The organism is Pantoea sp. (assembly GCF_028283705.1).
GTDB lineage: Bacteria > Pseudomonadota > Gammaproteobacteria > Enterobacterales > Enterobacteriaceae > Pantoea.
On sequence record NZ_JAPWKD010000001.1, the window covers coordinates 207,558 to 233,752 of the forward strand.

The window sequence follows — 26,195 nt, forward strand, 5'->3', positions numbered from 1 at the left end:
ACCATGATTAGCTCCGTGTTAGTCGTCTGTGTCGGCAACATTTGCCGCTCCCCGACCGGGGAGCGTTTGTTCAAACGCGCTTTACCTGAAACCCGGGTAGCGTCTGCGGGGCTGGGTGCTCTGCGTGGCTCCCCGGCAGATCAAACTGCCAGTGATGTGGCTGCCAGACATGGCGTGTCACTGGCAGGTCACCAGGCTCAGCAGTTAACGGCCGAAATGTGCCGTGACTATGACCTGATTCTGGTGATGGAAAAGCGTCATGTTGAGCAGGTAAATCGGATCGATCCAGCCGCACGCGGGAAAACCATGCTGCTTGGGCACTGGCTCAACCAACAGGAAATAGCGGATCCGTACAAAAAAAGCCGTGAGGCCTTTGAAGAGGTTTACGGGTTACTGGAACACGCTACCCAGAAATGGGTCAACGTACTAAGCCGATAGTTGGGATTATCCATGAATATAAAAAACAAGGTTATGACAGCGCCGAAAGAGGATTCGAATGGATGGGATCTGGCGCATCTTGTGGGACAACTCATTGACCATCGGTGGGTCATTGTTGCCGTTACCGCCTTCTTCATGTTGGTGGGAACCCTCTACACACTGTTTGCCACGCCGATCTATAGCGCCGATGCCATGGTGCAGGTCGAGCAGAAGAACACCAACTCGGTGCTGAACGATCTGCAGGATATCCTGCCGTCAACACCGGCTTCCGATACCGAAATTCAGATTCTTGAATCGCGCATGGTCATCGGTAAAACGGTGGACGATCTTGGTCTGGATACCGTGGTGCAGCAGAACTATTTCCCGATCATCGGTAAAGGTCTGTCGCGTCTGATGGGTAACAAACCGGCGCAGATCGCGATCACGCGTCTGGAAATCCCGCGTTCAATCGACAAACGTACCGTGCAGCTGGAAGTAACCGGGCCGCAGACCTACACCGTGACCAGCAATGGGGACGAGTTGTTTAAAGGCCGCGTGGGCCAGCTGGAACAGCACGGTGAAGTCACCATGCTGGTAAGCGGTATTCAGGCGGATGCCGGCACCAGCTTTGATGTCACCAAGCTGAGCGATCTGCAGGCGATCAAAGCGGTGCTGGGCAGTCTGACGGTTGCCGATAAAGCGAAAGATACCGGTGTGTTGGGTCTGGAATACCAGCACGAAGATCCGGATCAGGCCAGCCGCGTGCTGAATCAGATCGTGAACAACTATCTGTTGCAGAACGTTGAGCGCAAATCGGAACAGGCAGCGAAGAGCCTTGATTTCCTGCGCAATCAGCTGCCGATGGTACGCGATAACCTGAATGAAGCCGAAGACAAGCTGAACGCCTATCGTCGTGAAAACGAATCGGTAGATATGTCACTGGAGGCGAAATCAGCGCTGGATTCTTCCGTTAGCGTACAGAGCCAGTTGAATGAGCTGACCTTCCGTGAAGCTGAAGTGTCGCAGCTGTACACCAAAGATCATCCGACTTACCGTGCGCTGCTGGAAAAACGCAAAACGCTGGAAGACGAGCAGGCCAATCTGAACAAGAAAATTGCGCAGATGCCGCAGACTCAGCAGGAGATTCTGCGTCTGACCCGTGATGTGCAGGCAGGGCAGGAAATCTACATGCAGCTGCTGAATCGTCAGCAGGAATTGGGTATCAGTAAAGCCAGTACCGTCGGGGATGTGCGCATCATTGACCAGGCAGAAACCGCTGGCTCGCCTGTCGCACCGAAGAAATTGCTGATCATTGCCGCCAGCCTGATTCTGGGTCTGGTGCTGTCCGTCGGCATTATTCTGCTGAAAGCGGTGTTCCATCACGGTATTGAAAACCCGGAGCAGTTGGAAGAACTGGGTATGAACGTTTATGCCAGCGTGCCGTTGTCTGACTGGCAGCGTAAGAAGGATACCGAAGCACTGGCGCGGCGTGGGCACAAAGAGAAAAGTGACCCGCACAATACGCTGCTGGCGCTGGGCAACCCGACTGACCTCTCCATCGAAGCGATTCGTAGCCTGCGTACCAGCCTGCACTTCGCGATGATGGAAGCGAAGAACAACATTCTGATGATCACCGGTGCCAGCCCGGGTATTGGTAAAACCTTTATCTGTGCCAACCTGGCAACGCTGGTGTCGAAAGCGGGTCAACGCGTGTTGTTCATCGATGGTGATATGCGTCGCGGCTATACCCACGAACTGCTGGGAGCGGAAAACAAAGTTGGCCTGTCTAACGTGTTATCCGGCAAGAGTGAGTTCTCTCCGGGCATGATTCAGAAAGGCGCGTACGGATTTGATTTCCTGCCGCGTGGTCAGGTGCCACCTAACCCCTCAGAGCTGCTGATGCATCGTCGCATGGGTGAGTTGCTGGACTGGGCGGGTAAAAACTATGACCTGGTGTTGATCGATACCCCGCCGATCCTGGCCGTAACCGACGCTTCCATTATCGGTAAGCTGGCCGGAACCTCGCTGATGGTGGCGCGTTTTGAGACCAACACCACCAAAGAGCTGGATGTCAGTTATCGTCGCTTTGCGCAGAACGGTATTGAGATCAAAGGCGTCATCCTCAACGCCGTGGTGCGTAAAGCGTCGAATGTCTACGGTTATGGCTACGACTACTACAACTACGAATACGGCAAAGAAACCAAAAGCTAAGAGACAGACACTCTTCCGGGGCGGTTTATCCGCCCCGTTTTTATCGTGCGTTTTGCACTGATTTTTAAACACTTATACACACAGCACACGCTTAGGTAATTCCGTAATGGTAGGCAACTGCTTAATGAGGAATGGATATAACGGCATGATTTTTTAGGAAAAAAGCCGATTCCCATCATCAGGTGGCGGAGTATACCGTTGAATCTGGAACAGCTGTTTAAGAGGTGCTGGCAATGCAGGATATCCACTTCTCAATTGTAATTCCCGCTTATAACGCGTCGAAGTCGATTGTGACGACGCTGGATTGCGTCAATGCGCAGAGTTATCGCAATTTTGAAGTCATCATTGTGGATGACAAATCAGCCGATGCGGCTGAACTGGCGCAGGTGGTGCGCAGCGATCGCTATCAGGACCTGGACATCAGGCTGGAGCTCTCTGAGGTAAAACTCAACGGGGCAGGGGCGCGCAATAAAGGGATTGAACTCGCCAGCGGTGATTTCATCAGTTTTCTTGATGCCGACGATGAATGGCATCCGGACAAGCTGCTGGAAGTCTCGCGCACCATCGCTAATCTTGAGGCACAGGGCAAGTCGCGTTATGTCATCTTTAGTCAGGTGAATATTCACCAGGACGGTAGCTTCCTGAAAGTGATGCCGATGCAGCCACCCGGTAACAACGAAACCGTGGCTGAATATCTGTTTGGTTGTTATGGCTTCATCCAGACCAGTACCATCGTGCTGAAGCGTGCCGATGCCGAACAGATCAAATTCGATACACGCTATATTCGCCACCAGGACTATGACTTCTGCATTCGCGCCGATCGCATGGGCTATCAATTCGTCATGATTGATAAACCGCTGGCGACCTACCATCTGGTGACCAAATTTGGCTCGAAGCATAAAGGGGAGTCGGTGAAATACTCCTTCTTCTGGCTTGATACCATGAAACCCTATCTGACGGCGCGCGATATCCACACCTACAAAGCGTTCAAACTGCCGCTGCGGTACAAAATGGATGGCAACTCGCTGCTGGCGAGCGTCAGCTTCGCGCGTTACTTCTTCCTGACTAACAAAGATAACCAGGCTTACTTCATGAGCCGTCTGATGAACAAGGTGAAATCCCGTTTCTTTGGCAGCAGGGCTGTTTCCTGATTGGTGGTTCTTTTGATTTCACTTGCTCCCAGACCGGGGCAATTTTTTTGTACTTCCTGTCATCTCCTCTTACGGGTATTCAGATGAAAAATCATGTAGGCACCATCGGCATTGTGATGCCGATGTATAACGCGCGCCAGACGGTATTGCGTGCGGTGCAGTCGATTCTCGATCAGAGCTATAGCGACTGGCATCTCTATCTGATCAACGATAAATCGACCGACGATTCGCTGGCTTTGGTACGTGAACATTGCCAGGACGCGCGTATCACTATTCTCAACAATGAGATGAACCAGGGTGCTGCAGAGACCCGTAATGTCGGGCTGCGTGCAGCACAGCAAGAGATCATCGCTTTCCTTGATAGCGATGATGAATGGCATGCGGAAAAGCTGGCTGATCAGGCCGCCGCTATTGCTGCCGGTGACGATTTTGTTATTACCCATTACCACTACAAAACCAAAAGCGCTGACCACGATATCATCTACAGCAAACCCTATCTGCAACAGCAAAACTTCGTGAAGAAGCAGTATCGTGTCTGCTTCTCTTCAGTTTGTTTTCGCCGTCCTCCACAGGGCATCTTCTTTCAGCGTAAAGGCCATGAAGATTTCCTGTTCCTCTACGAGCTGTTTCTCCGTTACCGGCAAGCCCGGGTGATCCAGAAGACGCTGGTGAACTACTACGAGTTGGGTGATTCGCTGTCTCGTAACAAAAATAAAGCGGCAAAATGGCACCTCGAATTATTAAGAATTATCTATAAAAACAATCCCTTAAAAATCTATTACTATTACGGCTGGTATATGGTGAACGGTGTGCTTTTCACCCTGAAGCATCGTTGATACCCGGCATCATTTGCGCGTTTGAGGTGGAAAGCGTTTCATGAAAAAGATTGTACTGGTGATTAAGGATGCTTATTCGTACGCGGGTACGGAAAACATCTGCAACTTTATGTCGGAGTGTCTCGGCGAACAGCATGAGGTGACCGTTTATTCGCTGGAAGGTAGCGGAAAGCCGTTTTACCCCTTTACCCATGCCAAAGAGATTGTCAGCTTTGCCGGACACAGTAATCCGATTAAAAGCGCGGTGGCCCGCATCCAGCAGGAAGGGTTCGACAGCGTTTTCCTCATCAGCATGGGGCGTCTGAGCGTGATGTTTGCCTTCTGGAACTTGATGTCCATGAAGAAAAAGCGCTTCAAAGCCTATGCCTGCGAGCACATCGCCATCAACTCCTTTAGTAAACCGATCAAAGTGCTGAAATGGCTGCTGCTGCGCTTCTATGACCAGGTGATCGTGCTGACCGATAAAGACCATCAGGTTTTCAGCCGCTGGAATATTCCCAGCCAGCAGATTCCCAATCCGGTGGTGTACAAATCTTTTGCGCGTCACACGCGTACCCGTCAGGCGCTGGCCATTGGCCGCCTCGAACATCAGAAAGGTTTCGACCTGCTGCTGGATATCTGGGCTGATTTCAGCAAAACCCACCCTGACTGGACGCTGGTTGTCGCCGGAGACGGTGAGGTACGCCAGCAATTACACGATCAGGCTGCACAGCTCGGGATCACGGGCAGCGTCAATTTCGTCGGCAGAGTCAGCAACATCAATGATTACTACCGTGGCAGCGACATGGCGCTGATGACCTCGCGTTATGAAGGATTACCGCTGGTGCTGCTGGAAGCCAAATCCTGGTCGCTGCCGGTGGTGGCGTATGACTGCCCGACCGGACCGCAGGAAATTATCAATCATGGCGAAGATGGCTTCCTGGTACCCATGAATGACAAAACCACTTTCCTGGCACGTATGGACCAACTCGCCAGTGACGATGCGTTGTTCTACCGCATGAGCGAGAAAACCAAAGAAACGGCGCTGAAGTTTGACGGCAAAGAGATCAAACAAAGCTGGCTGGCGCTGATTTAGCGCCGCATGAAGCCTACGGCTACCTCGGGGACACACTTATGGCCGCCTGGCGGCCCCATGACCACGGGATTTGATGCATGAAAAGAAGAGAAGTCTTACAAACCGCAGCCTCCTCCATTGTTGCTGCGCTCTCGGTGAGTGCATTTTCCAGCTATGCCGCAAAAAATGGCCAGCCAGCATTGAAGGCGGTCGACCCTTCCAGCGTACCGCAGGGAGATGTCCCGATTCTCACGCCGGAAAATGTTTACACCATGCCGCCGCAATTCTGGCAGAACTTTGAGGGCAAATTGTGGATTGGTAAGGCCGGTAGCGATGCCAGCAAATCGGGTAACCAAATCCCGGTTTATCTGCGTGATGCCAGCGGAAAAATATCGCAAATCAGTCAGCCGATTGCGTTGAATAAGGGTAATTTTGCGCAATTTATCCACGATAATGCGGCATTAATCGCTGATCCTGCCCACTCGATGGCCGTTGAAGACAACAGCGGCAATACGTTGTTTTCCATTGATGACGTAAGTCGTCCCAATCAAAGCAACTTCAGTCAGCGCCTGGCGCAACCCAATGGTTACCAGCTGATCGGGGAAATCCCCTCGGTCGAGGAATTGCGTAAAACCCGTCCGCTGTTTGCCGGTGCCAAAATCAAGCTGAAAAGCTGGCATGAAGGTCTGGAAGTGGGCGGTGGTGAATTTGTCGGTGCCTTTGGTGATGGCAAAGACGATAACGGCGTGATGTTCAGCGGTAACGGTTTTACCTGGCGTCGCGTGGTGGAAGATTTCAACCGTCTGACGCTGTTCGATTTCGGCGCGATCGCTGACGGCAAAACCGATGCCGCACCTGCCATCAAGGCGATGTATCAATGGTCGCAGGATGCTAATCAGCCGATTTGCGTGCAGTTCCCGGCGGGGACGTTCTTTGTTTCCGGTTGTGATTTCGGTGACCAGCAACAGCGCTTCTTCCGTATTTCTGGCGCGATGGTGAACTTTGGCTATTTCCCGGCCACCACGCTGGTTTCGGATGGTCGTTCCGAATTCCTGTTTCAGGTAAATGCCCGCTGGACCGAAATTTCTAACCTGATTTTTAACGGTAACAGCGACAAGCGTCCGAATAAGCAGGGGTTATTCCGTAATACCTGCCCGGGAGGCCAGTTCTTCCGTGGGGCTTGTTTGCGCTTTAACCAGGTGGGCGGCGTTTCGTTGAGTTTGCTGGATACGCTGGATTGCAAAATCGATCAGTGGTACGCCAACGGCTGTACAGGCGATGTGATTAAAGCCAGCTGGTCCGGGCAGAAAGCGGGCAACTGGGATCACAGCACCGCCATTGAGCTTTCCAACTTCAATGCCCAGCACTGTAAAGGCGGGATGGTGCTGAATCTGCCACGTTGCAGCCAGTCGATCATTCATAACGGCTGGATTGAGCACACCGAAAATCCCGGCGATATCTCCAATGGCCAATGGATCATCGATGCACTGAGCCTGGAAGATTGTAAGAACCCGCTGATTGCCCGTAACTCACGGCTGAATATGCGCCAGACCAATCTGCAGGCCGGTAGCTGGATCGATAACTCGCTGGAGGGCGAGCGCTGGCTGAATATCTGGGAGATGGGTTCGACGCGCGTTGAATCCTATGGCGTCGCCATCGACGGCAGCCTGAATTACAACTACATCACTTCACGTTTTCGCCTGTCGAACAACACCAATCAGGAAACCTGGTTTGAGCTGGGGAATTTTTATTCACCTGCCGTGGGTGATAGCTGGGAAATTGAGGTGTTTGGTCAGGCGCAATTCAGTAATGGGACGGACAATCAACCGCTGATGAACCCGATCGACGGCAAAGGCACCGGTGGCCGGGCGGTTATTCACTTGCAGCGCAAGAAAAGCAAGGCGGAAGCCAGCTGGTCTGCGGAAGGCAGTTCACCGCTGGTGGATGTGCGCTATGAACCGCGTACTGACACGGACACCAAAGTGTTCGTCAAACTGGCCGGCTGGACACCCGCCACTGTTGTGCTGATCAAAAGTACCGCGAAGGATCGCTTTCTCGCCGGTCGCTGTGCGCGCGTCGATGCCACCATGACGCAGGGAACGCCTGCCAGCGGTAGCCAGCAGGCACCGCAGCGTTTCAGTCTGCACAACGGTAAAGCCGGTATTGGCGGCAATGAGCAGGGCGATCTGCTGATGGCCTCACGCATGCTGAAACCGGAGCAGGTTGATACCCGTGAACCCAAAGGTTTTATCTCGGTGGTGATTAATGGCGAGCCCTGTGCACTGCCGTATTTCGCTCTGAAATCGTAATACGTTTATCAGCAAACCGGCCGCAAACAGGAGTGCGGCCGGATTAAATGGAGCAGTTTTTTTCAGGCGTTCACCTCTCTTGCAGTCCTTTTTACACAGAGTTCACTTTTGCCAGGCCAGGAAAATGGCGGCTTGTAGAAAATTACAAAAATTTATCTGGAGTTTTTATGAAGATTTTATTGGTGGGTAACCATACCTGTGGAAATCGTGGGGATGGCGCGATTTTACGCGGGCTGATTGATTCACTTCAGTCCGCGCGTGGTGATCTGGATATCGACGTCATCAGCCGTTATCCAACCAGCTCTGGGTACTTACTGCAACAGGAAATCCAGCAGGATTCTCTGTTCCTGCACAATAACAAATCAGCTAAAGGGTTAGTGGGAAGCGTAAAGCGTAAAGTGGCTAACCGTTTGATGCCGGATATTATGATGGCGCATCTGGGTAAGGGGGGATTATATAAATCATTCTCTGTGCCGCCGCATTTGGCCGAATTCACCAAAAGCCTTGAACCTTATGATGCCATTATCCAGGTCGGGGGATCTTTCTTCGTCGATCTGTATGGCGTGACTCAGTTTGACCATGCGCTGTGCGCGCTCATGGCGAAAAAGCCGCTATATATGATTGGGCATTCCGTCGGACCTTTTGAAAACCCGCGCGTCAATGCACTGGCTAACTTCGTGTTCGACCGCGTTGATAGCCTGGTGCTGCGTGAAGAGGTCAGCTATGAGCGGCTGAAGCAGGATGGCGTCACCACCAGCAAAGTTAAGAAAGGTGTCGATACCGCGTTTCTGGTGCAGGCGCGTGAGGTAGAAAATCCCAGCCATAACCTGTTGCACTGGAAAGAGATTATCAGCTCACGCAAAACTATCGCGATTACCGTGCGTGAGCTGGCCCCGTTCGATAAACGTCTCGGCGTTACGCAAAAAGAATACGAAGCGGCGTTTGGTCGGGTGATCAATGCGATGATCGCCGACGGCTATCAGGTGGTGGCCTTCTCAACCTGCACCGGTATCGATAGCTATGCCAAAGATGACCGCATGGTGGCGCTGACGCTGCGTGACAGCGTTGATCATCCGGAGCATTACCATGTGATCATGGACGAATTCAACGACCTCGAACTCGGCATTTTGTTAAGTCACTGCCATCTGACGATCGGCACCCGCCTGCATTCCGCCATTATTTCCATGAATTTCGGCACACCTGCCGTTGCTATCAACTATGAACACAAGTCACTGGGTGTGATGAACCAGCTTGGCCTGCCGCAAATGGCAACCGATGTGCAGAGCCTGATGGATGGCTCGCTCATCGATAAAGTGCAGACCGTACTGGCTGACTACGACAATGTGAAGCAGAAAGTTGATGCAGCGGTGGCGCAGGAGCGTGAGATTGGCAACCGAATCACTGAAGAAATTCTCAACGTTTTAGGGTGAAGTGATGAAGCTGACCTTTTTCACCATGCGTTTTCCGGTTGCCTCTGAGACCTTTGTCCTCAATCAGGTAACGCATTTCATTGATGCCGGTTATGACGTGGAGGTGATCTCCGTGTTTCCGGGCGACTTGATTAATCGCCATGCCGCGTTTGATGACTACAAGCTGGCAGCAAAAACCCACTATCTGCTGCCGGAAGAGAAGGTATCGAACCTCGATAAGCTCACCCAACGCATCGGACTGATGCTGCCGAAAATCGGCAAACCTTCACTGCTTAAATCCCTCAACGTGCGCCGTTATGGCGCACAATCCAGCAAACTGTTGTTGCCCGCGATCGTGGCCAATGCCAGGCAAACCTTCACCGCTGACGTATTTCTGGTGCACTTTGGCTACGCAGGTGCACTGGCGAATAAGCTGCGCGAGCTTGGTGTGCTGCGGGGTAAACAGGCCACGGTCTTCCACGGCGCGGACATCTCTCGTCGTCATATTCTGGAAGAACATAAACAGGACTATCTCAATCTGTTCCGCCAGAGCGAGCTGATGCTGCCCATCAGCCATTTGTGGGAAAACAAGTTGATTGAGATGGGTTGCCCGGCAGAGAAGATACACGTCACGCGGATGGGCATTGAGCCGGAGAAATTTAATTTCCAGCCGCGTGAAACTTTCCATACACCGCTACGTATTGTTTCAGTCGCACGCCTCACTGAAAAGAAAGGTCTGGATGTGGCGGTGAAAGCCAGTGAAATCCTGCGCAATGAAGGTGGGCAGTTCCAGTTCACCATCATTGGTAACGGTGAGCAGGACGGCATGATGCGCGAACATATTGCGCGCGCCGGTCTGGAAGATTATGTCAGCATGCCGGGCTTTAAGCCTCAGGAGGAGATTCGTCAGGCACTAAGTGAAGCCGATATCTTCCTGCTGCCTTCCAAAACTGCAGCGGACGGCGATATGGAAGGGATTCCGGTGGCGCTGATGGAAGCGATGGCAGTAGGGCTGCCGGTGGTTTCCACCTTCCACAGCGGCATTCCCGAGCTGATTCAGAACAATGTTAGCGGCTGGCTGGTATCGGAAAACGATCCTGAGGAACTGGCGCAAATGTTGTTGCGTCTGTCGCGTGGGGATGTGGATATCGCACCCGTCGTTGCTGCCGCACGGCACAAAGTGGAAACCGAGTTCAATCAGCATATCGCCTATGGCGAGCTGGCAAAAATTCTGGAGCGCATGGTGTGAGTGGATTAAAGTCGCAAGCCGTCTGGCTATTTGGCAGCACTTGCTTCGCCGCAGTGTTGCAGGTATTACAACTCAGCGTACTGGCACGCAGGCTGGAAGCGCATGAGCTGGGTTTACTGGCGATTATCAACGCCATTCTGGCGGTGGCCGGGGTACTGCAGGACATGGGGATGAGCAGTTACATCGTGCATCGTCAGAACATTACCCGGCGTGAGCAAAGCACTATTTATTGGGTGAACGTTTCGCTCAGCTTCTGTACCGGGTTGATTATGTTGATGATTGCCTGGCCGGTGGCATGGTTTTATCACCTGCCGGAGTTGACCGGGCTGATTATGCTGACCAGCCTCAACTTCCTGGTTCTCGGGCATCTTTCGCAGTATCAGGCGCACTTTGTCAAAACCAAACGCATGGTGCTGCTGGCAAAGATTGAGATGGTGACCAAGCTGTTTGCCTTTCTTTGCACCGTGGCGATGTTGTACTTCACATCGCTGACCGTTGCGGCGGCCATCCTCGGTCTGTTTATTAATGCCTTCACGCGCATTCTGTGCATGATTTACTTTGGCGAGAAATCCTGGCGTCCAACCTGGGAATTCGATCGGGCAACGTTTATCGCCGCCGTGCGTTACGGTATCTATCAGCTGGGGTCGCAGACCATTAACCAGCTACGCACGCAGGCAGATGCCCTGATCGTCGGGAAAGTAATGGGTGCCGATATGCTGGGGATCTACTCGCTGGCGAAAGAGCTGATCCTGCAACCGCTGAAACTGGTGTCGCCGGTGATCAACCGCCTGGCGCTACCGCGTTTTGCTGAGAAGCAGCACGATCAGGAACAGCTGAAGAAGCTGTTCCTGAAAGGCACGCTCGTCATCATGCTGTTCAGCAGTACCATGTATCTGGCGATTGGTATTCTGTCCCCGGTGATTGTGCGTCTGCTGTATGGTGCATCTCATGAGCAGGTCTACCATCTAATCCCACTGATGCTGTTGTTTGGCATGTTGCGTCCGATGGGCGGGCTGACCGGGGCGATTTCCCAGGCGAACGGGCGTACCAACGTTGAGTTTTACTGGAATGTTGTTGCCAGCCTGGTGGTGCTGGTGGTACTGGCGACCACGCTGATCTGGCCTAACGTCATCTACGTGGCGCTGACACTGTCGATTTCACAGGTGTTGATCTCCGCTTTTGCCCATCCCTTCTTTATCAAACCCGTTATCGGTATTCGCTTTATGCCTTATGCGCGCCAGTGGGTTTCGGTCTCGGTGGTGTTTGTCGGCCTGATGTTGCTGGTAAACCACTTTAACCTGTTTGTGATGCCAGAATGGTTTGCAGGCTGGTTGTAACCTTTGACAACCTAAGGTCGCGGCGTAATTAAGTGCGCCGCGACGACACGATCAGTCTGAAAATGGCTGGTCTTATCAATTCTGACTTTCTCCTGGCTCCCTCACTGTTTTACAGTGGGTTAGCGATTCTAATTACCCGCCAATTGGCGTCACGGTTGGGGCCGAAAAAAGCGTTTTTTCATGTTATGACAGAGAGTTAGTGCCGGTTTTTCAGATAAAGATTATACTTGCTGTTCCGGCCGATCCTGCATAATCGACCCCACGTATTCACTTCATGAAATGGAATAAATATGACCAAGCTTAAAGCTGTAATCCCGGTTGCGGGTCTCGGTATGCATATGCTCCCTGCGACAAAAGCGATTCCAAAAGAAATGCTGCCTGTCGTTGATAAACCGATGATCCAATATATCGTTGATGAGTGCGTGGCTGCAGGCATCAAGGAGATTGTGCTGGTCACCCATGCTTCCAAAAATGCGGTGGAAAACCACTTCGATACCACTTACGAGCTGGAAGCCCTGCTGGAAGCTCGTGTGAAACGTCAGCTGCTGAGCGAAGTGCAATCAATTTGCCCGCCGGGCGTGACGATCATGAACGTCCGTCAGGCCAATCCGCTGGGCCTCGGCCACTCGGTGTTGTGCGCGCGTCCGATGATCGGCGACAATCCCTTCGTGGTGGTATTGCCGGATGTGCTACTGGATGACTCGACAGCCGATCACCTGCGTTATAACCTGGCAGCCATGGTAGCGCGTTTTGAGGAAACCGGGCGCAGCCAGGTACTGGCTAAACATATGCCGGGAGCTGACCTCTCTGAATACTCGGTGATCACCACTGAACAACCGCTGGATAACCCTGGCGATGTCGGCACTATCACCAACTTTGTTGAGAAGCCGGAAGAAGTCAACACACTGGATTCGGATCTGGCCGCGGTAGGGCGTTATGTCCTTTCTGCTGATATCTGGGCGGAACTGGAGCGCACTGAGCCGGGTGCCTGGGGCCGTATCCAGCTGACCGATGCTATCGCTGCGCTGGGCAAGAAAAAACCGGTTGATGCCACCCTGCTGACGGGTACCAGCTTCGACTGTGGCCGTAAACTGGGTTACATGCAGGCATTCGTCTCCTACGGTCTGCGTAATAACAGCCAGGGCCGTGATTTCCGCGCCGCCATTCAGAAAATCCTGGCAAAATAAGCTTTTCTCATCGTGTGCCGCGCCATTGCGCGGCTGAAAGGAGTAAACATGGCTATTTTGGTAACGGGTGGGGCAGGGTACATCGGCTCTCACACGGTGCTGGCGCTGCTTCAGCGCGGTGACGACGTTGTGGTGCTGGATAACCTCTGTAATGCTTCGCGCGAAGCTGTTGATCGCGTTGAAAAGCTGGCGGGTAAAAAGGCAGTATTTGTTGAAGGTGATGTCCGTGACCGCGCCTGCCTGCGTGATCTGTTCGCTGCTAATGATATTTCAGCGGTTATCCACTTTGCGGCACTGAAAGCGGTAGGTGAATCCACCCGTATGCCGCTTGAATACTACGACAACAACGTCTCCGGTACGGTGGTGTTGCTGGAAGAGATGCGCAGTGCGGGTGTGTGGAACTTTATCTTCAGTTCCTCTGCCACCGTATATGGCGCTGATGCCCCGGTTCCTTATGTGGAAACCACGCCGATTGGCGGTACCACCAGTCCGTATGGCACTTCCAAGCTGATGATTGAGCTGGTCATGCGTGACTTCGCCAAAGCGGATAGCAACTTTAATGCGATTGCTTTGCGTTACTTCAACCCGGTGGGCGCGCATGAGTCGGGTGAAATCGGTGAAGATCCTGCTGGTATCCCGAACAATTTGTTGCCGTATATTGCTCAGGTGGCGATTGGCCGTCTGGACAAACTGGGTGTGTTTGGCGATGACTACGATACGCCAGACGGCACCTGCCAGCGTGATTACATCCACGTGGTCGACCTTGCTGAAGGTCATCTCAAAGCGCTGGATCATCTGCCGAAGGTCACCGGTTATAAAGCCTACAATCTGGGTGGCGGCAAAGGTTTCTCGGTGCTGGAAATGATTAAGGCCTTCGAGAAGGCTTCCGGAAAACAGATCCCGTTTGAATTTAAACCGCGTCGTGATGGTGATTTGCCAGCGTTCTGGGCCGATGCATCGCTGGCGAACACCGAGCTGGACTGGCGTGTAACGCGTGGCATCGATGAGATGATGCGTGATACCTGGAACTGGCAGTCAAAAAACCCGAATGGGTTTAAGTAATCTCTTCCCCGGCGGGTTTACAACCCGCCAATCTCTTCCATCCCTCTCATATAATCAGGCTTACGTCTGTTTCATCAAAATCTGATTGAGTTGATTCTGTGACTCAGTAACCATCTTCCGCGCTACACAGCGGTCAATATTTGCACTAACTCCCCGATGAGAAATGCAATTTATTCGTCATTGATCTTAGTGAGTGATAGAATTAATGACTGTTTAAAGATAATCCTCCTTTATTAATTACCTTGATAAACGAGTGATTATTCAGAAAGATAGCTGCAAATAAGTTTGATATGCCGCTTCTGCAATTTGATTCCGTCTCAGCTATGTGGGAGCTGTAACCCAGGGGCGGTAGCGTGCCTGTTAGACAGGCATTTTCCATTTCATTTTGGTGTAAGTCTTACTGAGTAAGTCGGGATAAACGAGACGTTATGAAAATCTTAATTACGGGTGGTGCAGGGTTTATCGGATCAGCGGTGGTTCGCCACATTATCAACAATACCAATGATGAAGTGATTAATGTTGATAAACTGACCTATGCTGGCAATCTCGAATCTCTTGACGCAGTCAGCCAAAGCGCACGCTATAACTTTAGAAAAGTTGATATTTGTGATGGGGCTGGGTTGCAGGAAGTTTTTAATGAATTTAAACCCGATGCGGTAATGCATCTGGCTGCTGAAAGCCACGTCGACCGTTCAATTACCGGTCCCGCTGAATTTGTCCAGACTAATGTTGTGGGTACCTACACATTGCTGGAAGCGAGCCGTCAATACTGGTCTTCGCTGCCTGCCGAAAAGAAAGACGCATTCCGTTTTCATCATATTTCTACCGATGAAGTTTATGGCGATCTTCCTCACCCGGATGAAATGGCCGGCGACTTACCGCTTTTTACTGAAACCACCCCTTATGCACCAAGCAGCCCCTATTCATCAACTAAAGCGGCCAGCGATCATTTAGTTCGCGCCTGGGGACGTACCTACGGCCTGCCTGTGATTGTCACCAACTGTTCCAACAACTATGGTCCTTACCATTTCCCGGAAAAACTTATTCCGTTGATTATCAGCAATGCGCTGGAAGGGAAGCCGTTGCCGATTTACGGTAAAGGTGACCAGATCCGCGACTGGCTCTATGTTGAAGACCATGCCCGCGCGCTTTATACCGTGGTGACTAAAGCTGCTACCGGCACCACCTATAACATCGGCGGGCATAACGAAAAGAAAAACCTTGATGTGGTATTGAAGGTTTGTGAATTGCTGGATGAACTGCGCCCGAAAGCTGCGTCTTATGCAGAGCAGATTGTTTATGTCCAGGATCGTCCGGGTCATGATCGTCGTTATGCCATTGATGCTGAGAAGATCAAGAAAGAGCTGGGATGGTCACCTCAGGAAACGTTTGAAAGCGGATTAAGGAAAACCGTTGAATGGTACCTGGATAACCAGACATGGGTTGAGCATGTGAAAAGTGGTGCCTATCAGAACTGGCTAAAAGAAAACTATGAGAATCGCAAATAATGAATATTTTGTTATTTGGCAGAAACGGCCAGGTCGGCTGGGAACTGCAGCGTGCGCTCGCACCATTAGGTAAGGTAGTGGTACTGGATCGTCACTCTCTGGACTATTGTGGTGATTTCGAAAACCCAGTGGGTATTGCCGATAGTATTCTGAAGCTCAAACCTGATGTCATTGTTAACGCGACGGCCTATACCGCCGTGGATAAAGCTGAGAGCGAAGTTGATAAAGCCCGGCTGATCAACGCTACCAGCGTCAAAGCGATGGCAGCAGCGGCGAAAGAAATTAACGCCTTAGTGGTTCACTACTCAACGGATTATGTCTTTGATGGCAGCGGTACCAGACCGTGGAAGGAAACGGACGCCACGGCACCGCTAAATACCTACGGACTGACCAAGCTTGAAGGTGAAGACGCGATTATCAGCGTCGCTGAAAAATATCTTATCTTCCGTACCAGTTGGGTCTATGCCGCGAAAGGAAATAACTTCGCGAAAACCATGATCCGCCTTGCTCAGGAACGCGAGTCATTATCGGTAATTGATGACCAGTACGGAGCGCCAACAGGTGCCGAATTAATTGCAGATTGCACGGCTCATGCGATTCGTATGACAGTCGCGCAACCTGAAAAGTCTGGAATTTATAACCTTATTGCCTCAGGTGTTACGACCTGGCATGCCTATGCTGAAACGGTTATTGAACATGTCAGGAAAAAAGGTTTGCCGCTGAAAGTTGCAACCGTAAATAAAGTTGAAACCTCGGCCTTTCCAACACCCGCTAAGCGACCATCGAACTCCCGTCTCAGTACAGATAAGTTCACTGCCACATTTGAACTTAATCTGCCGGATTGGCAGTTCGGGGTGATTCGTATGCTGGATGAATTATATAACTGAATGTTGTGACATCAGATTAACAAATTGAAGGGTAAACGTTGTGAAAAGTAAAAAAGGAATAATTCTCGCGGGTGGATCAGGAACACGCCTTTATCCTGTAACAATGGCGGTCAGTAAGCAGCTATTGCCTATCTATGACAAACCTATGATCTATTATCCGTTGAGCACCCTGATGTTAGCGGGGATTCGGGATATTTTGATCATCAGTACACCGCAGGATACTCCGCGTTTTGAAAGCCTGCTTGGCGATGGTTCCCAGTGGGGATTAAACCTGCAATATAAAGTTCAGGAAAGTCCGGACGGACTCGCTCAGGCATTCATCCTTGGTGAAGAGTTTGTGGGCGATGATAACTGTGCTTTGATTCTTGGCGACAATATTTTTTACGGCCACGATCTTTATAAGCAGTTGGAAGAGGCATCGAATAAAGAGCAGGGTGCAACCGTTTTTGCCTATCACGTTCATGATCCAGAGCGCTATGGCGTTGTTGAGTTTGATAAAACAGGAAAAGCTATTTCACTGGTTGAGAAGCCCAAAGAGCCAAAAAGTAATTATGCTGTGACCGGCCTGTATTTTTACGACAACAGCGTGGTTGAAATGGCTAAAAATCTCAAGCCCTCTCCGCGTGGCGAGCTGGAAATCACCGATATCAACAATCTCTATCTGGAGAAAGGTGAGCTTTCCGTTTCAATTATGGGACGCGGCCACGCCTGGCTCGATACCGGAACTCATGAAAGCCTGATTGAAGCAAATAACTTCATTCAAACCATCGAAACACGCCAGGGCTTGAAGGTTGCATGTCCGGAAGAGATTGCGTATCGCATGGGCTTTATTGACCGGGAAAGTTTGAAATCTCTGGCCGAACCTATGATGAAGAACAAATATGGCCAATATTTGATGGCGCTGTATGAAGGTAAGTTAGTATGAAGATTATCGACACGAAAATTGCGGATGTAAAAATTATCGAGCCGAAAGTATTTGGCGATGAGCGTGGCTTTTTCCTGGAAACCTTTCAGAAAGAACGTTACCTGTCAGCTCTGAATATTGAGGGTGATTTTGTTCAGGATAACCATTCGCGGTCCTCTAAAGGTGTTTTGCGCGGATTACATTTCCAGCGTGAAAATCCGCAGGGAAAACTGGTGAGAGTGGTAAGAGGCGAAGTATTTGATGTAGCAGTTGATATTCGCCCTGAATCACCTACCTTTAAGCAGTGGGTTGGTGTGTATCTCTCTGAAGAGAATAAAACACAATTCTGGATTCCACCGGGCCTGGCGCATGGTTTTGTGGTGATCTCTGACTTCGCTGACTTTGAATATAAATGTACGAACTATTATGACCCAGGCAGTGAAGGTTGCTTACTGTGGAACGATCCGGAAATCGGAATTGAGTGGCCGATTACTGAACCTCTGCTATCTGCAAAGGATATTCAGGGCAAACTATTGTCTGAATTAGTTTGATATGTTAATTAGCCTCAGAAGTTGAGGCTTTTATTTTTGTATTGCTTACGGAAGTGTTTGCGTAAAATCCAGATGGTACCGCACGTATCTTTAACCCAATGGTGCCAGTGTTCATAAGAGACTATTCATGGATCCTCATATTTCGAAACCCTCATCCTTGCGCTCATTGATCGTTCATTCCTGGAGAAATAGAAATCTTATCTACCAGATGACTAAGCGTGAAATTGTTGGACGATATCGCGGGTCAGCAATGGGACTGCTGTGGTCATTTATCAACCCTGTGTTTATGCTGACCGTCTACACATTTGTCTTCTCCGTGGTATTTAAAGCACGCTGGGGAGCTTCAGCTGTTCAGGAATCGAGAACAGACTTTGCCGTAATTTTATTTGTTGGGTTGATTGTCCATAGTCTATTTGCAGAGACGTTAAATCGGGCACCCACGTTGATTCTTGCTAATGTAAACTATGTTAAGAAAGTTGTTTTTCCATTAGAAATACTGCCGATTATTAACCTTGGCTCCGTACTGTTCCACAGTTTTATTAGCCTTCTGGTTTTATTGATTGCATTCTTTATCTTCAATGGTTTTATTCATTGGACTCTGGTCTTCATTCCCTTAGTGTTACTTCCTTTGGTGCTGCTGATTCTGGGACTTTCATGGTTCCTCGCATCATTAGGTGTGTATTTGCGCGATGTTGGACAAACAATCACAATTATCATGACGGTAATGATGTTTCTGTCGCCGGTGTTCTATCCTATTAGTTCACTGCCGAAAAATCTTCAACCAGTTATCATGTTAAATCCACTGACATTCATTATTGAACAAGCTCGCGCTGTACTTATTTGGGGTAAACTTCCCTCGTTTTCCGGGCTGGGTATTTATGCTTTAATTTCATTGGTGATTATGTGGTTGTGCTATGCATGGTTCCAGAAAACAAGAAAAGGATTTGCTGATGTCCTCTGAAGACAATGCAATTGAAATTCATAATGTCAGCAAGTGCTACCAGGTGTATGAGAATCCCACACGTCGCCTGAAACAGTTCATTATGCCCCGTATAGATAATCTGGTTGGGCGTGAAGCGCGTGTCTATCATGAGGATTTCTGGGCACTTAATGATGTGTCCTTTGTTTTACCCAAGGGTGAAACGATGGGCATTGTAGGGCGAAATGGTTCGGGTAAATCCACGCTTCTGCAAATTATTGCTGGTACGTTAACGCCAACTGCAGGCCATGTGGTGGTTAATGGGCGCGTTGCAGCGTTGCTGGAACTTGGTGCTGGATTTAATAGTGACTTTTCAGGCCTGGAGAACGTTTATCTGAATGCCTCACTACTTGGCCTTTCTCGTGAAGAAACGGATGCTAAATTAGACGATATTCTTTCCTTTGCCGATATTGGACGTTTTATTGATTCACCTGTCCGTTCGTATTCGAGTGGTATGCTGGTGCGTCTGGCCTTTGCTGTTCAGGCACAAATCGATCCTGAAATTTTAATTGTTGATGAGGCATTGGCTGTGGGCGATGCCAAATTTCAGGCTAAATGTTTCGCCAGACTGAAAAAATTGAAGGAAAATGGGACATCAATACTTTTTGTTTCCCATGCAACAGAACAAATCGTCACGCACTGCGATCGTGCAATTTTACTGGATGGCGGTGTATGTCAGGCTAACGGCAAACCACGCGATATTGTTAACCGCTATCTGGATATTCTTTTTGGTAAGAAAAAGAATAATGACAGCGAGCGAGATGAAGTTGATCGTCAAATTGAGCAGGCATCCGCAGGTGAAAAAGAACGCCTCGAACGTGAATCGGGTGTAGCAACTGAAAAAGATGGCGAAACATCTTCTCATGCAAAACTACACGGTATATATGACCAGCGGCCAAACTATAACCCAGCTGAGTATCGATGGGGTGATGGGGCGGCGAAAATTACAGACTTTTATCTTGAGCAGGCTGGTGAAGCATTTCCAGGTAGTTTAGAACCACGCAAGCAGATTGACTGTTATTTTAAAATTGAATTTCAGGATACGGTATTTCGACCCATTTTTGGTTTCGCTGTTAAAACCAAAGAGGGTGTGACCATCTATAACACCAACAGCGAATGGCAGTCTGTTGCGTTAATCGATGAAGGGAAAAGGGGACAGGAAATAATTATCTCTGTTTCTCTACCAAATCTTCTCTTCGAAGGTGACTACTTCTTATCCGTGGGAATTGCCAGTAGTAATATTCATGGAGAAGTAATACCGCATGATCGCAGATATGATTCCATTCATTTAGCTGTAGGCACGGTTGGTACTTTTACTGGTTTGGCCGATTTGAACGCGAGAATTAAAATTGAACAAGACTAATTTGATTGAAATATTGTCAACTTCAGGCTTCAGGCAACATGAAGATAATCAACTCTGGTATCCGGCTGAGCACAATGAATTTGGCTACAGTGATGGCGATGATGCAGAAAATTATATTGCTGATGCCATTGCAAGCGTCAGTGATTTGAGCATCAATTCTGAAGAACTTGAGGCAAAGATGGTTGACTGGCCATCGATTTATCATTTGAGTTCATCTCGTTCCAACTTGCTCAAACCCTTTAGTGCCTGGTTCAAAAACAAGCGTGTTTTAGAGATTGGCTGCGGTTGCGGCGCAATAACCCGATTTTTGGGGGAATGCGGAGCACAGGTGGTTTCTGTTGAAGGGAGTCTGCGACGTGCATCAATAGCACGTTCACGCAGCCGCGATCTTCCGAATGTAACAGTGATCTGTGCACCTGCGGATACTTTGCCTGACCTGGGCGAATTTGATGCAGTCCTTTTGATTGGTGTACTTGAGTATGCCAGAGTCTTTGTGGCAGAAAATGGTGAATATGCCCTGCTGGAAGATTGCCGTAAGCGCTTAAATAGTGACGGTAAATTATTTGTTGCTATCGAAAACAAATTAGGGATTAAGTATTTTTCTGGCGCATGCGAAGACCATGTTAATTTGCCCATGTTTGGCATTAACAATAGTTATAATGAAAAAGGGGTAGTAACCTTTGGTCGTCAGGAGTTAATCAGGCTGCTGGGTGATTGTGGTTTTTCTCACCAGGAAGAGTATATTCCGTTACCGGATTATAAGTTACCTTGCACTGTCGTAACGCCACTTGGATGGAAAAAATACTCCAGAGAGTTAAGTCAGTTGGCGCTTGAAAGTGCACACAAAGATAAGCAGGCTGTACCTGAGCATTTGTTTTCTCTTGAACAGGGTATTAAAAATATCTGGGATAACGGGCTGGCTGCAGATATGTCAAGCTCATTCCTTATGATAGCAAGTGTTCAGATTCAGCCAGAATTGAATCAGGGTGTTGCGGCTTTCCATTACTCTGACAGCCGCCAGGTCGCGCTGCGAAAAACCATTGCTTTTGTTAGTAATGATAATGAATTAACGACAAGCATTATTCAGGATAGTGGCCATTTAACCACCGATGTTGTGCCTGTGAAATATTCAGAGGCCTTTATTAAAGGTCAGTCATTATGGGTCGACTTCGTGCATATAATCAATCGTCCACATTGGCGAATTGAAGAGGTTGCCGACTGGGCGAGAGGGTGGATTAATCAGGTTTTGCTTCGTACAGGAAAATCATTAGAGCTTGATGCTGCGACCTCATTGCCCGTAGAATATTTAGATGCACTGCCATTTAATGTTATTCTGGATAGTTCTGGTAATTATGTGTTTTTTGATCAGGAATGGGAAGCTGCTGATAAGGTCACATTAGGTTATTTAGCATTCCGTGGTGTTTTCCACTCATTCCTGCGTATCACATCGGTAGGTAATAGCCGCTATTGTTTGACCAACAATATATCAGAACTGTGTCTCGCAGTGTTAAAAGCGGTAGGTTTTCAGGTAGATGGTGAAGATCTGAGAAATTATTTAAAAGAAGAGGCCTCCTTTCTTTCTCAGGTGCAACATAAAGATGAACAGGAAATTTATACTACACTGAAGACGTTGAATCTTACCGTACGTGCTGAATATTGGATAAATGCTGAAGACTTCTCTTCATTACAAGGACAGGCTGAAACCACGCATAATAATGATAGTGCACAAATTGACGAATTAAAGGCATCGCTGAACCGCGAAGAAGCAATTTCGGCTGAATTACGTCAACAACTGCAGGCAATGCAGGCTGCTCATCAGCATGATGTCAATTTACTGGCGCAGTATAAGCATGATATGGATAGTCTTCTGACCTCTGCCAGTTGGAAAATCTCAGCACCTTTCCGTGTGTTGGGTCGACGCGTGCCATTTGCTGTGCGCGGACCTGTCAAACGGATATTTTTCCGCTGTTTTTATCTTGGTCAGCGTATTAAAGTTAAGGCCGGACAAGTGTTGAGAAGAGTATTACAACATTCAGCAGTAGCTGAACTGAAGCGTAATTTACGGAGTAGTGCCCGTTCCCTTTACTATCGTTTACCTGAGCGTTACAAGGCGAAAGCGCTGACGTTAGCAATGAAAATCCGCCCGAGCTGGTTCGCTCACCATCCATCTTTCATGCAGGCTGCTTATGACCAGCAACTGCAAAATCCGATTGATGCATCCCGTCCTCCGGTCTTTATAAGTCACCATAATGATGGGACTTATCATTTTGCCGAGCGCCCGGATGAGTATGTTTATATTCCGGCAAGAAAACCTCATCATTATGAAGATTTAATTTCTGAGCTGGAAATTAAGCCAACATTTAGCATCATTGTCCCAATTTATAATACGCCGTTAGATCTGCTTGAGTTGATGGTTAACTCGGTAAAAAATCAATGGTATGAAAACTGGGAACTGGTATTAGCCAATGATTGCAGTCCGATGCCTGAGATTGCCCCAGCGTTAGATGCGTTTAATGATCCTCGTATTAAGGTGATTCATATGCCTGAAAACCAGGGGATTGCGGGCGCGACAAATGTGGCAATTGAGGCCGCGACGGGTGATTATATTGTCTTCCTGGATCATGATGATGAACTGACCGATGATTGCCTGTACGAGTTCGTGCAATGCATTAATGAGGAAGATCCCGACTTTATCTACAGCGATGAAGATAAATTCACGCCAGAAGGAGATTTCTCACAACCCCATTTCAAACCAGATTGGTCACCTGATACCATGATGGGCACGATGTATACCTGCCATGCAGCTTGTGTTCGCCGCAGTAAAGCGCTCGAGTTAGGTGGATTGCGTTCGGAATATAATGGTTGTCAGGATTGGGATTTCATATTACGTCTCAGTGAAATTACTGATAAAATTAGCCATATTCCCAAAATCCTTTATCACTGGCGTATTATTCCTGCTTCTGTAGCATCGGATATTACGGCAAAACCTTACGTTCTTGCTGCATCGAAGGCAGTACGTGAAGCCGCACTTGAGCGTCGTGGTGTCAAAGGTGAAGTTGAAGAGCTTAACGGGTATTTAGGTTATTTTCGCGTTAATTATCATATTAAAGATAATACACTGGTATCGATCATTATTCCTAGTCGGGATAACCATGAAGTACTTGCACGCTGTATTGATTCTATTTTCGAGAAGACTCGCTGGCATAACTTTGAGATCGTGGTTGTTGATAACGGTTCTCAGCAGCCAGCTGCGCTTGATTATTTAGCAACGCTGAATAAGCGTGAAGGCGTAAAAGTCATTCGTCATGATGTACCATTCAATTTTTCGGAACTCAATAATATTGGTGTGGCGAACTCATCAGGCGAACTGTTGCTATTTCTGAATGATGACACTGAAGTGATGCAGGCCGATTGGCTGGAGCGCCTCGGCGGCTACGCCCAGCAAAAACATATTGGTGCGGTAGGTGCTAAGTTGCTCTATGCTGACGGACATAGTATGCAGCATGCTGGCATTATCAACCTGCACTCGGGTCCGATGCATGCTTACTTGCGCCAGCATAAAGATCATCCAGGCTATTTCCTGCGAAACCAAATTGAGTATAACTGGCTTGCTGTTACCGGTGCCTGTTTAATGGTTGAGCGAGCTAAATATGAAAAAATCGGTGGTTTCGATGAGACTTTCCCGGTTGCATACAACGATGTTGATCTTTGCATGCTTCTGGTTGAAGAAGGCTATTACAATGTGATGTGCCAGGCTGTAACGCTGATTCATCACGAGTCGTTATCGCGTGGCCTGGATCATATGAATGCTGAAAAATACAATCGACTGATGAATGAATTAAGTCGACTCAATAATAAACACCCGCAGTATTATCAGTATGATCCATTTTTTAATATCAATTTTTCATCTAATGGTTATAACTTTGAGATCATGAAATGAATGATGAAGACATATTAAAGACGATGAACTTTAAGGATGATGAAATGGAATTGGCATCATTGCGCCACCAGGCTAAGCAGGCCAGAGTTATTTCTTTTGATTTTTTTGATACCCTGTTTGTTCGGCCTCTCAATGATCCAGAGGATGCTTTTGACCTTGTTGGTTGTAAATTTGGCCTTGATAACTTTCGCCAGTTACGCAGGAAGGCCCAGGCTCTTGCTTTCAAACAAATGGTTAAAGAGGGAAGGAAGGAAATTACATTAGAGAATATCTATAATCAATTTCCTGACGTAAGAAGTGACGTTGGTGCTTTGGCTCGTGCAGAATATGATATTGAGTTGGCACTTGTTGAACCCAACCCTTTCTTTCTGAAGTTTTTTTACGAGATGCAGGCAGCGGGAAAAACAGTTGTCATTACTTCAGACATGTATATGGGGGAGGGGTTTTTCCGTGCTGCATTAGATAAATATAACATACCTCAGGTTCCCCTTTATATTTCAGCTACACGCAATGCAACCAAACGTGATACAGGCGAAATTTTTGATTTTATTATTCAGGATTGCGAAGTATCAGCAGATGACATTTTGCACATTGGCGATAATGAACTTGCTGATGTTGTTCGTCCGCGGGAGAAAGGGCTAAAAGTTTGGCATTACCAGCCTGAGCATCTCCGCACTAAGCATCTGCGTTCCAAGCTCAAAGGCCAGTCGCTTGGCACCTCTTTGATCGAGGGACTCTATCGAACAAGTGCGCCTGAAGAAGTGCCCAATCATACTTTTCAGCAGTTAGGGTATGTCTATCAGGGGCCTGCAACGCTAGGTTTTCTTGAGTGGATTAGAAAACAATGTATTAAAGACGAAGTTGATAACCTTCTGTTCGTCTCTCGCGATGGGTTTTCACTCGAACGTCTGGCCCGGAACTATTTTAGCGGTCGGCTCCCTGATTTTTCTTATTTCATGGGGTCTCGCATTGCGTTCAATCTGGCACTGATGACAGAAGATAATTTTGGCCAACATATCAATTTTCTGATGTCAGGTTCCGATGGTTTGTCACCCGGTGAGTTATTGGAACGTATTGGGATTGAGCCGCCCACCGATGATGTGATGTATTCCATCGGTGTGCCGCCACAAATGATCATCAAACCAGAGAATTACGCCTTAGTCCAAAAATTCCTTCTTGGTTATAAGGCTGAGATTTTAAAAGTTTGTCAGCGTAATCGCCGTGGACTCTTTATTTATCTCAATAATCTTGGCATTAAACCCGGCGATACAGTTGCCCTCGTAGACGTGGGTTGGAGTGGCACGACTCAGGAAGCATTTGAACAAACAGTGAAGTCCTTCTTTAATATCAATGTGGTGGGTTATTATTTTTGCCTTGCCAATACCATTGAACGTAGACGCCGTGATTCACATTTGAATATGAAGGCATTGATTAATGCCGAATCATTCCCACAGGCCGTTATTGATAAAGTCTATGAAAACCGCGTTGCAGTGGAACTCTTCTTCTCTGCACCACATAATACAGTTATTGGTTATAAACCGGTTGGGAAGCGTGTAATTCCTGTTACCGATGTGGGGCGTTCCAAGGCAAAAGATCATAACGTTATCAATGATAAGCTCAATATTGGTGTCGATGCCTTTTGCAACGATTACCATAATCTGATTGGCAAACTTCAGGTCAGCCTGACTCCATTGCAGTTATCTTCTCCTCTCGTCGAGCTGGTAACTAAAGATAGCTGGCGCCAGAATCCACTTTTTCAGCAGGTTGAGAATTTTGATTCCTGGGGGAGCTCTCGCAATCAAACCGTGAAATTTGCAGATTATTTCAAGAAGCCATAAATA

At 48.6% G+C, this 26,195-nt stretch carries 19 protein-coding genes; all 19 read left to right on the forward strand.

Annotated features, from left to right (window positions below):
* Nucleotides 1-3: 3 nt before the first annotated feature.
* Entirely contained in the window at nucleotides 4-438 is a 435-nt protein-coding gene (locus PW844_RS00890; RefSeq protein WP_299445586.1) for a protein tyrosine phosphatase, read from the forward strand.
* Between the two features lie 12 nt (nucleotides 439-450).
* Nucleotides 451-2,628 carry a tyrosine-protein kinase Wzc gene (gene wzc, locus PW844_RS00895; protein ID WP_299445588.1) on the forward strand — a complete coding sequence of 726 codons (2,178 nt, stop codon included), beginning with the start codon at nucleotides 451-453 and terminating at the stop codon, nucleotides 2,626-2,628.
* A 233-nt stretch (nucleotides 2,629-2,861) separates the two neighbouring features.
* Nucleotides 2,862-3,779 (forward strand): glycosyltransferase family 2 protein, encoded by a 918-nt coding sequence (locus PW844_RS00900; protein WP_084876001.1) that lies wholly within the window; start codon nucleotides 2,862-2,864, stop codon nucleotides 3,777-3,779.
* 83 nt (nucleotides 3,780-3,862) lie between these two features.
* Nucleotides 3,863-4,615, forward strand: a complete 753-nt coding sequence (locus tag PW844_RS00905; RefSeq protein ID WP_299445591.1) for a glycosyltransferase family 2 protein — start codon at nucleotides 3,863-3,865, stop codon at nucleotides 4,613-4,615.
* Between the two features lie 40 nt (nucleotides 4,616-4,655).
* A complete protein-coding gene (locus tag PW844_RS00910) occupies nucleotides 4,656-5,690 on the forward strand; it encodes a glycosyltransferase (RefSeq protein WP_299445593.1) in 1,035 nt (344 codons plus the stop codon).
* A 77-nt stretch (nucleotides 5,691-5,767) separates the two neighbouring features.
* On the forward strand, nucleotides 5,768-7,978 hold the full coding sequence (locus tag PW844_RS00915; RefSeq protein ID WP_299445595.1) for a phage tailspike protein: 2,211 nt from the start codon (nucleotides 5,768-5,770) through the stop codon (nucleotides 7,976-7,978).
* 167 nt (nucleotides 7,979-8,145) lie between these two features.
* Nucleotides 8,146-9,408, forward strand: a complete 1,263-nt coding sequence (wcaK, locus tag PW844_RS00920) for a colanic acid biosynthesis pyruvyl transferase WcaK (protein ID WP_299445597.1) — start codon at nucleotides 8,146-8,148, stop codon at nucleotides 9,406-9,408.
* Nucleotides 9,409-9,412: 4 nt separating this feature from the next.
* Nucleotides 9,413-10,636: a glycosyltransferase gene (locus PW844_RS00925; protein WP_299445600.1), complete on the forward strand. Its 1,224-nt coding sequence runs from the start codon at nucleotides 9,413-9,415 to the stop codon at nucleotides 10,634-10,636.
* On the forward strand, nucleotides 10,633-11,973 hold the full coding sequence (locus PW844_RS00930) for an MOP flippase family protein (protein WP_299445602.1): 1,341 nt from the start codon (nucleotides 10,633-10,635) through the stop codon (nucleotides 11,971-11,973). The genes PW844_RS00925 and PW844_RS00930 overlap by 4 nt, the downstream gene beginning before the upstream one ends.
* Nucleotides 11,974-12,263: 290 nt before the next feature.
* A complete protein-coding gene (gene galF, locus PW844_RS00935) occupies nucleotides 12,264-13,160 on the forward strand; it encodes a UTP--glucose-1-phosphate uridylyltransferase GalF (RefSeq protein ID WP_084875994.1) in 897 nt (298 codons plus the stop codon).
* Nucleotides 13,161-13,208: 48 nt separating this feature from the next.
* Nucleotides 13,209-14,222, forward strand: coding sequence for a UDP-glucose 4-epimerase GalE (gene galE, locus PW844_RS00940; RefSeq protein WP_084875993.1), 1,014 nt, complete (start codon nucleotides 13,209-13,211; stop codon nucleotides 14,220-14,222).
* Nucleotides 14,223-14,650: 428 nt separating this feature from the next.
* The gene (rfbB, locus tag PW844_RS00945; protein WP_299445606.1) at nucleotides 14,651-15,730 is read left to right on the forward strand and encodes a dTDP-glucose 4,6-dehydratase; all 1,080 of its coding nucleotides are present in this window, start codon (nucleotides 14,651-14,653) and stop codon (nucleotides 15,728-15,730) included.
* Complete coding sequence (rfbD, locus tag PW844_RS00950; RefSeq protein ID WP_299445608.1) at nucleotides 15,730-16,617, forward strand: dTDP-4-dehydrorhamnose reductase; 888 nt, start codon at nucleotides 15,730-15,732, stop codon at nucleotides 16,615-16,617. Before rfbB ends, rfbD begins: the two co-directional genes overlap by 1 nt.
* 40 nt (nucleotides 16,618-16,657) lie before the next feature.
* Nucleotides 16,658-17,542: a glucose-1-phosphate thymidylyltransferase RfbA gene (gene rfbA / locus PW844_RS00955; RefSeq protein ID WP_299445610.1), complete on the forward strand. Its 885-nt coding sequence runs from the start codon at nucleotides 16,658-16,660 to the stop codon at nucleotides 17,540-17,542.
* On the forward strand, nucleotides 17,539-18,072 hold the full coding sequence (gene rfbC, locus PW844_RS00960; protein WP_299445612.1) for a dTDP-4-dehydrorhamnose 3,5-epimerase: 534 nt from the start codon (nucleotides 17,539-17,541) through the stop codon (nucleotides 18,070-18,072). Before rfbA ends, rfbC begins: the two co-directional genes overlap by 4 nt.
* Before the next feature lie 127 nt (nucleotides 18,073-18,199).
* On the forward strand, nucleotides 18,200-19,033 hold the full coding sequence (locus tag PW844_RS00965; protein WP_299445614.1) for an ABC transporter permease: 834 nt from the start codon (nucleotides 18,200-18,202) through the stop codon (nucleotides 19,031-19,033).
* On the forward strand, nucleotides 19,023-20,414 hold the full coding sequence (locus PW844_RS00970) for an ABC transporter ATP-binding protein (RefSeq protein ID WP_299445615.1): 1,392 nt from the start codon (nucleotides 19,023-19,025) through the stop codon (nucleotides 20,412-20,414). The genes PW844_RS00965 and PW844_RS00970 overlap by 11 nt, the downstream gene beginning before the upstream one ends.
* Nucleotides 20,401-24,354, forward strand: coding sequence for a glycosyltransferase (locus tag PW844_RS00975; protein WP_299445616.1), 3,954 nt, complete (start codon nucleotides 20,401-20,403; stop codon nucleotides 24,352-24,354). Before PW844_RS00970 ends, PW844_RS00975 begins: the two co-directional genes overlap by 14 nt.
* Nucleotides 24,351-26,192, forward strand: coding sequence for a hypothetical protein (locus PW844_RS00980; RefSeq protein WP_299445617.1), 1,842 nt, complete (start codon nucleotides 24,351-24,353; stop codon nucleotides 26,190-26,192). Before PW844_RS00975 ends, PW844_RS00980 begins: the two co-directional genes overlap by 4 nt.
* Nucleotides 26,193-26,195 lie beyond the last annotated feature (3 nt).

Excerpts from the sequence above, each read along its gene's own strand:
- PW844_RS00925 (WP_299445600.1), top strand. The coding sequence starts at position 9,413 with ATGAAGCTGACCTTTTTCACCATGCGTTTTCCGGTTGCCTCTGAGACC.
- PW844_RS00965 (WP_299445614.1), top strand. The coding sequence starts at position 18,200 with ATGGATCCTCATATTTCGAAACCCTCATCCTTGCGCTCATTGATCGTT.
- PW844_RS00910 (WP_299445593.1), top strand. The coding sequence starts at position 4,656 with ATGAAAAAGATTGTACTGGTGATTAAGGATGCTTATTCGTACGCGGGT.
- wzc (WP_299445588.1), top strand. The coding sequence starts at position 451 with ATGAATATAAAAAACAAGGTTATGACAGCGCCGAAAGAGGATTCGAAT.
- galF (WP_084875994.1), top strand. The coding sequence starts at position 12,264 with ATGACCAAGCTTAAAGCTGTAATCCCGGTTGCGGGTCTCGGTATGCAT.
- PW844_RS00980 (WP_299445617.1), top strand. The coding sequence starts at position 24,351 with ATGAATGATGAAGACATATTAAAGACGATGAACTTTAAGGATGATGAA.
- rfbB (WP_299445606.1), top strand. The coding sequence starts at position 14,651 with ATGAAAATCTTAATTACGGGTGGTGCAGGGTTTATCGGATCAGCGGTG.
- rfbD (WP_299445608.1), top strand. The coding sequence starts at position 15,730 with ATGAATATTTTGTTATTTGGCAGAAACGGCCAGGTCGGCTGGGAACTG.
- galE (WP_084875993.1), top strand. The coding sequence starts at position 13,209 with ATGGCTATTTTGGTAACGGGTGGGGCAGGGTACATCGGCTCTCACACG.
- PW844_RS00900 (WP_084876001.1), top strand. The coding sequence starts at position 2,862 with ATGCAGGATATCCACTTCTCAATTGTAATTCCCGCTTATAACGCGTCG.
- PW844_RS00970 (WP_299445615.1), top strand. The coding sequence starts at position 19,023 with ATGTCCTCTGAAGACAATGCAATTGAAATTCATAATGTCAGCAAGTGC.
- rfbC (WP_299445612.1), top strand. The coding sequence starts at position 17,539 with ATGAAGATTATCGACACGAAAATTGCGGATGTAAAAATTATCGAGCCG.
- PW844_RS00890 (WP_299445586.1), top strand. The coding sequence starts at position 4 with ATGATTAGCTCCGTGTTAGTCGTCTGTGTCGGCAACATTTGCCGCTCC.
- PW844_RS00915 (WP_299445595.1), top strand. The coding sequence starts at position 5,768 with ATGAAAAGAAGAGAAGTCTTACAAACCGCAGCCTCCTCCATTGTTGCT.
- PW844_RS00905 (WP_299445591.1), top strand. The coding sequence starts at position 3,863 with ATGAAAAATCATGTAGGCACCATCGGCATTGTGATGCCGATGTATAAC.
- wcaK (WP_299445597.1), top strand. The coding sequence starts at position 8,146 with ATGAAGATTTTATTGGTGGGTAACCATACCTGTGGAAATCGTGGGGAT.